At 76.4% G+C, this 6,593-nt stretch carries 6 protein-coding genes; 3 read left to right on the top strand and 3 right to left on the bottom strand.

The window, feature by feature from the left end:
* Positions 1-2,102: transglutaminaseTgpA domain-containing protein (locus ACFV5N_RS22930; RefSeq protein WP_385602964.1), on the top strand; the 2,102-nt coding region annotated here is incomplete at its 5' end.
* Positions 2,103-2,227: 125 nt separating this feature from the next.
* Here the strand turns inward: ACFV5N_RS22930 and ACFV5N_RS22925 are convergent.
* From ACFV5N_RS22925 to ACFV5N_RS22915, 3 genes are all read right to left on the bottom strand, one after another.
* On the bottom strand, positions 2,228-2,623 hold the full coding sequence (locus ACFV5N_RS22925; RefSeq protein WP_385602961.1) for a DUF3040 domain-containing protein: 396 nt from the start codon (positions 2,621-2,623) through the stop codon (positions 2,228-2,230).
* A 204-nt stretch (positions 2,624-2,827) separates the two neighbouring features.
* The gene (locus ACFV5N_RS22920; protein WP_385602958.1) at positions 2,828-3,643 is read right to left on the bottom strand and encodes a methyltransferase; all 816 of its coding nucleotides are present in this window, start codon (positions 3,641-3,643) and stop codon (positions 2,828-2,830) included.
* A 75-nt stretch (positions 3,644-3,718) separates the two neighbouring features.
* Positions 3,719-4,186, bottom strand: a complete 468-nt coding sequence (locus tag ACFV5N_RS22915; protein WP_385602955.1) for an SAV_6107 family HEPN domain-containing protein — start codon at positions 4,184-4,186, stop codon at positions 3,719-3,721.
* A gap of 170 nt (positions 4,187-4,356) precedes the next feature.
* Between ACFV5N_RS22915 and ACFV5N_RS22910 the strand changes: the two genes are divergently transcribed.
* The gene (locus ACFV5N_RS22910) at positions 4,357-4,974 is read left to right on the top strand and encodes a TetR/AcrR family transcriptional regulator (protein WP_385602952.1); all 618 of its coding nucleotides are present in this window, start codon (positions 4,357-4,359) and stop codon (positions 4,972-4,974) included.
* Positions 4,975-5,223: 249 nt separating this feature from the next.
* Positions 5,224-6,593, top strand: a 1,370-nt coding sequence (locus ACFV5N_RS22905; protein ID WP_385602949.1) for a phytoene desaturase family protein, incomplete at its 3' end; no start/stop codon positions are given.

The raw sequence follows: 6,593 nt of genomic DNA, 5'->3' as shown, positions 1-6,593 counted from the left end.
ATGTGGCACCCGCGCCGATGACGGACGGCATCCGGCTGATGCTGCTGGGCGGGGTGCTGCTGATCGGGCTGCTGGTGGACGTGCTCGCGGTCACCTCCGGCAGCGCGGCGGTGGCCGGTCTTCCGCTGCTGGCGCTGTACTCGATAGCGGCCGGGGTGAACCAGGAGGACACCGGCTGGCTGTACTTCCTGGTCGCGGCGGCCGGGTATCTGGGGCTGCTGCTGGCCGAGGGCCGGGACCGGCTCGGGCGCTGGGGGCGGTTCTTCAGCGGCCCGGGACCCGCGCGCGGGCCCGGGTACGGAGCGCCGGGCGGATACGGCAGGCCACCGGCCGCCGCGCCGCCCGCGCGGTCCGCCGGGCCGCGGCTGCGGGCCGGCGGCCGGATCGGCGCGCTGACGCTGGCCGCCGCGGTACTGGCGCCCGCGCTGCTGCCCGCCATGGGCAGCGGCCTGCTGGACCTGGAGGGCGGCGGCAGCGGCGGCAGCGGCGGCGCGGGCCGGATCAGCTCGGTCAATCCGGTGGTGGCGCTCCAGGACCAGCTCAACCAGCCGCGCAACCAGGAGGTGCTCACCTACCGCACCGACGGCGAGGCCGCCGGGATGTATCTGCGGCTGGTGGCGCTGGACGAGTTCACCGGGAGCGAGTGGCGTTCCTCGCGCTGGTTCGAGAACGAGATCCCGGCCGCCCCCTGGGCGGTGCCGGGCCTGGCGCCCGAGGTGACCGCCCGGGACGTGACCACGGTGATCGAGGCGAGCCCCGACTACGCGCAGACCTCGCTGCCGGTGCCCTATCCGGCGGTGTCGGTGGTGACGGACGGGCCGTGGCGCTTCGACCGGGGGTCGCAGACGCTGGTCTCGGACAGCGGCCGGCTGACCACCCAGGGGCGCAGCTGGACGGTGACGCACCGGCAGGTCGAGCCCACCGCGGAGCAGCTGGCCTCGGCGCCGGCGCCACCCCCGAACCTGGCCTCGTACTACACGCAGGTCCCGCGCGATCTGCCGGAGGTGGTGGCGCGGCTGGCCGAGGAGGTCACCGCCGGGGCGGCCGACGACCACGCGCGGGCGGTGGCCCTCCAGGACTGGTTCGCCCGCGACGGCGGTTTCCGCTACAACACCTCGGTCTCCTCCGGCAGCGGGAGCGAAGCGATCGCCGCGTTCCTGGAGGACCGCGAGGGTTTCTGCGTGCACTTCGCGTTCACCATGGCGGCCATGGCCCGCACCCTGGGCATCCCGGCCCAGGTGGCGGTCGGCTTCACGCCGGGCGACCGGCAGGTGGACGGCTCCTACCGGGTCGGCCTGCACAACGCGCACGCCTGGCCGGAGCTGTACTTCGAGGGCGTGGGCTGGACGCGGTTCGAGCCGACCCCGGGGCAGGGCACCATCCCCGGCTACACCCGGCCGGAGGCGGAGCGCCCGGACCCGGCGCAGTCCGACCCGGAGCGGCCCGAGGCGGAGCCGGAACGCCCTGAGGCGTCCCCGACGCCCACCGCCCCGGAGGAGTGCGATCCGGTACGGGAGGGGGCGGCGTGCGAGAGCGAGGCGCCGGCCGCGTCCGGCGGCTCCGGCGGCGGCCCCTCGGCGGGGCCGTGGCTGTGGGGCGCGGCGGCGGTGCTGGCCGTGGTCGCCCTGGTCGGCGGGCCCCCGCTGTGGCGGGCCCGGGTGCGGGCCGGGCGGCTGGCGCCGGGGGCCGGGGCGGGTGCCGCCTGGCAGGAGCTGAGTGACACCGCCTGGGACCTGGGGCTCCCGCCGCTGGCGTCGGAGACCCCGCGGCGGACCGCGGCGCGGATCACCGCGGTGCTGTCGCTGGACGCCCCGGCGCGGGACGCCGTGCACCGGCTGGCGCAGGGCGTGGAGCGGGAGCTGTACGCGCCGGTGGAGGCGGCCGGCGGCGCGGGCGGCCGGGACGAGGGCCCGGCCCGGGATGCGCGGACGGCGCTGGCCGGGCTGCGGGCCGGGGTGGGGCGGTGGACCCGGCTGCGGGCCCTGCTGCTGCCGCGTTCCGCCGTCCGGGTGAGTCACCGGATCGCCGAACGCCGGATGCGGGCCGCCCGGCGGCTGCGGGATCTGCGCACCGCATTCCCCGGAAAAACCCGGAAAGCCTGAAAGCCGGGAAACGGAAAGAACCGGGCGCGGAGCGGCCCGGGCAAACACACACGGAAGGGCCCGCCGGATCGGGATCCGGCGGGCCCTTCGTGATGCTGTGCCCCGGATATCCCGGGGCGGCCTACTCAATCACCGCGCTCGTCGCGACGGCGCTGCCAGCGTTCCTCCATACGGGTCATCATCGAACGCTTCGGCTTGTGCGGCCGGTGTCCCCGCCCGCCGCCGCCGGTGCCCGCGCCCTCGACGGGAGCGGGCCCCTTCCGCCATCCGGTGACGGCGACGACCGCACACCCGAGCATGATCACAAAGCCGACGACGCTGAGCCAGATCAGCTGGGCGACCATGCCGCCCATCAGGAGCGCGATGCCCACCAGAAAACCGGCGATGCCCTGGTACACCCGCTTCCGGGTGAACGTCCGCAGCTCACTGCCCTCAAGCGCTGTCGCGAACTTGGGATCTTCGGCGTACAGCGCTCGCTCCATTTGTTCGAGCATGCGCTGCTCGTGGTCCGAGAGCGGCACGGAGTCCTCCTACTCGCCGGCCGCGGAGGCGACCGTTTCCGACTCTTTCCAGGATAGGCAGGGAAGCCTCCCTGTGAAACCCACCCCAGTTCGCCAATTTCACCCACCCGCCCCATGACGCGGTTCCACGGGATCGGACAAGTCTTTCCCGCCCCGGACCCCGGTCATGCCGGAGGGCTGACTGCCGATAATACGGGGCGGAGATCACATTTGGCCGCCCGGCGCCCGCCCGGGCAGCCGGGCGAGCAGATGCAGCTGTCCCGCGACCGCCTGGAACGCGGGCAGCTCGGCCGCCTCCGCCTCCAGCGCGGCCAGCGCGCGCAGCGCGTCCGGCTCGGTGTCCACCAGCACACCGGGCACCAGATCGGCGAAGATCCGCACCCCGTGCACCGCCCCGGGCTCCAGTCCCGCCTCGGTGACCAGCGCCGCCAGCTCGGCCGGGGTGTAGCGGCGCGGGACCGGGTCGGCCTCGCCCCAGCGCCCGTCCGGGTCGCCCAGTGCCCTTCTGGCCTCCGTGAACCGTCCCGCCAGGGCCCGGGAGAGCACCGCGCCGCCCACCCCCGCGGCCAGCAGGCTCAGCGTGCCCCCGCCGGGCCGCAGCGCCCCCGCCACGGCCGCCAGACCGGCCCGCGGGTCGTCCACGTACTCCAGCACACCGTGGCAGAAGACCATGTCGTAGCCGCCGGGCTCGGCGACCTCCAGCAGCCCCTGGGTGTCGCCCTGCACTCCGTGCACCCGGTCGGCCACGCCTTCCTCGGCGGCGCGGCGGGCCAGGGCGAACAGCGCGTCCGGGCTCGGGTCCACGACCGTCACCCGGTGCCCGAGCCGGGCCACGGGCACGGCGAAGCTGCCGCTGCCGCCCCCGGTGTCCAGCACGTCGAGCTCGGGCCGGCCGGTCTCGGCCGCGCGCTCGCCGAGGGTGCGGCGCAGCACCTCCCACACCACGCCGGTGCGCAGCGCCGTGTGCGGACCGGGGGCGGGTGCTCCGCCCGCGTCCCGGGCCGGGGGGTTGGACGGCATGACGGGCGGCTCCTCGAAGTGCTGGGTGCTGCGGTGTGCGGGGTGCGCGGCCCGCCGGGCGCGGGCAGCCACAGCCTACTTCGGTGGCGGGCCGCCGGGCTCCCCGGTCCGCGGCGCGGGCCGCCCCACGAGCATGCTCTCCACCAGCCGGAGGAAGAACCCGGCCGCGCGGCGCAGCTCGGCGGCCTCCCGGAGGTCGGCCGCCCGGCGTATGCCCGCGTCTATCCGGGCCCGGCGCACGGCGCTCTCGGCGAACAGGGTGCTCCACTCGGCCAGTTCCGGAGCGATCTCGGGCAGCACCTCCCACACGCTGCGGATCCGGCTGCGCCCCCGGGCGGTCGGCTCGGGCCGGCCGCGGGCGGCCACCACGGCGGCGGCGGCGCGCAGCGCGGCGAGGTGGGCCGCCACGTACGCGTCGCCCGCGTCGGGCAGCACGGCGGCCTCGGCCAGGCCCCGGTCGGCCTGGTCCAGCAGATCGAGCACGGTGGCCGGCACCGGGGCGCGGCGGGGCACCTGGTGGACGTCGGCGGGGAATCCGGTCATGACGAGCCTCCTGTCGTCATTCGGCGGTTCAGCTCTGGTCGGGTGGGTCCGTTCTTCGCATCACGGCACATGCTGACGCATGCCACTGACAATCCGCGCTGAGCACTGCAAACACCTGCACATGGGCCCCGCAGACCCCAACAGCCCTGGAGTGGGGGGAGAATCGGCGCATGACACGCGCGATCAGCAACCGTCGCAACGCGACGCGGCAAAGGCTCTATGACGCGGCGGTGACGCTCATCGCCGAACAGGGTTTCTCCGCCACCACCGTGGAGGAGATCGCCGAGCGCGCCGGGGTCGCCAAGGGCACCGTGTACTACAACTTCGCCGGGAAGACCGAGCTGTTCGAGGAAGTGCTGCGGGACGGGGTGGACCGGCTGGCCACCGAGCTGCGCCGGGCGGACGAGGCGGCGCTGGAGCGGGGCGCGGACGCGGTCGGCCGGCTGTCGGCCGCGGCGCTGGCGGGGCTGGTGTTCATCGAACGGAACCCGGCGCTGACCCGGCTGCTCATGGCCGAGCTGTGGCGCACCCACCGGGCGTGGCACGCGACCGTGGTCTCCGCCCGGCAGCAGGCCGTCGACGTGGTGGAGCGGGTCCTGCACGAAGGGGTGAAGGACGGGGAACTCGACCCGGCACTCGATGTGGAGCTGACGGCGGGGGCGTTAGTCGGGATGATCCTGGTGGGAGCCCTCGACTGGCTCTCGTTCCATCCCGGGCGGCCGCTGCGCGAGGTCCATCTGGCGCTCTCCCGGCTGCTGCACGGCCGGGTCGGGGCGGCGGCGGACTGAACGTCCGGGCCCGCGGCCCGGGGGCACGGCGGTGGGCAGCGGGGGCCCGGGCCGCTCCGCCGCCCCGTGCCGGCGGTGCGCCCCGGTTCCCCTGCTCGACCACCACAGTGCCGTCCGGGGACCGGCGGGCCCATCCGCGCTGATGCTCATCCCGGTACTCATCCCGGCTCTGAGTACGGCGGGGGGTACGCGTAGGTACCCCATGGGGGCCGGATAGGGGCCCGGCGGGCCTTGGATAAGGTCGGGCGCATGGCGCGAGTGGTGGTGGTCGGTGCCGGTATGGGCGGCATGGCGGCGGCGGCCCGGCTGGCCGTGGCGGGGCACCGGGTGACGGTGCTGGAGCGCGGCGAGCGGGCGGGCGGCGCGGCGGGACGGTTCGAGCGCGACGGCTTCGTCTTCGACACCGGACCCGGGCTGCTGTGGCTGCCCGCGGTGTGGCGGGACGTGTTCGTGAAGACCGGCAAGCGGTCCCTGGAGGAGTGCGTCGAGCTGCGGCAGGTCGATCCGGCCGCCGAGCACCTGTTCGCGGACGGCACCCGGCTGCGGCTGCCCGGCTTCTCCCGGGGCGGGGTGGGGCAGGCCCTGGACGCGGCGCTGGGCGCCGGGGCGGGCGAGCGGTGGCACGCGTTCCAGGGGCGGGCCCGGCAGACCTGGGAGGCCACCCGCCGGCCACTGGTGGAGGAGCCGCTGACCTCGGCCGCCGGACGGGCCGCGCTGCTGGCCGACCGCTACCCGGTGCCGCCCGCGCGGCGCACCGGGCTGCTGCGCCGCCGCGCGGCACGCGCCGGGGCGCCGACGCTGACCGAGGTGGCCGAGCGCGAGCTGGGCGACCCGCGGCTGACGGCGCTGCTGGCCGCCATGGTCGCCGAGTGGGGGGTGGCCCCGGAGCGGGCGCCGGCCTCGGCGGCCGTCCTCGCCTATGTGGAGCAGACGTTCGGCACCTGGTATCCGGCGGGCGGCATCGCCGCGCTGGTGGAGGCGGTGCGGCTGCGGTGCGTGGAACGCGGCGTGGAGTTCGTGTTCGGCGCGACGGCCCGGCGCGTCCTGGAGCGGGACGGCCGGGCGGCGGGCGTGGAACTGGCCGGCGGCGAGCGGGTGGCGGCCGAGCACGTGGTGTGGAGCGCCCCGGGTCTTGGCTCGCCACCGCCGGGCGAGAGCCGGTTCACCGTCCTGGTGGCGCTGGACGGGCCCCGCCCGCCACAGGCCCCGCACCGGCTGCTGGTGCACCCGCCGGACGGCGGGCCGGTGGTCCGGGTGCTGCGCCCCGACGACGCCGCGCTGTGGCCGGACGGCGGTTCCGGGGGCCATCACACGGCGGTGGTGTCGGCGATGGCCCCGCCGCAGGGCGCCGTGGACTGGCGGGACGCGGCGACGGCCGACCGCTGGGCGCGGCGGCTGCTGACGGCCTCGGGGCTGGAGAACATCCGCTGGCGGGAGGTGCGCACGCCGCTGGACGTCGAACGGGAGACGGGCCTGCCGGGCGGGGTCATCCCGCCACCCGCCCTGGCGGGCGCGGACGGCGCGCTGCTGGCCGCGCCCAACGCGGGGCGCCTCCCCGGCACCTGGCGGGCCGGTTCCGCCGCCCACCCGGGCGGCGGCCTGGCGCACGCCGGGATGAC

This window comes from Streptomyces sp. NPDC059853 (assembly GCF_042731495.1).
GTDB lineage: Bacteria > Actinomycetota > Actinomycetes > Streptomycetales > Streptomycetaceae > Streptomyces.
Note: the sequence above shows the minus strand (reverse complement) of the source record. Positions and strands in the feature narration are given on the sequence as shown.

Excerpts from the sequence above, each read along its gene's own strand:
- ACFV5N_RS22920 (WP_385602958.1), bottom strand. The coding sequence starts at position 3,643 with ATGCCGTCCAACCCCCCGGCCCGGGACGCGGGCGGAGCACCCGCCCCC.
- ACFV5N_RS22915 (WP_385602955.1), bottom strand. The coding sequence starts at position 4,186 with ATGACCGGATTCCCCGCCGACGTCCACCAGGTGCCCCGCCGCGCCCCG.
- ACFV5N_RS22910 (WP_385602952.1), top strand. The coding sequence starts at position 4,357 with ATGACACGCGCGATCAGCAACCGTCGCAACGCGACGCGGCAAAGGCTC.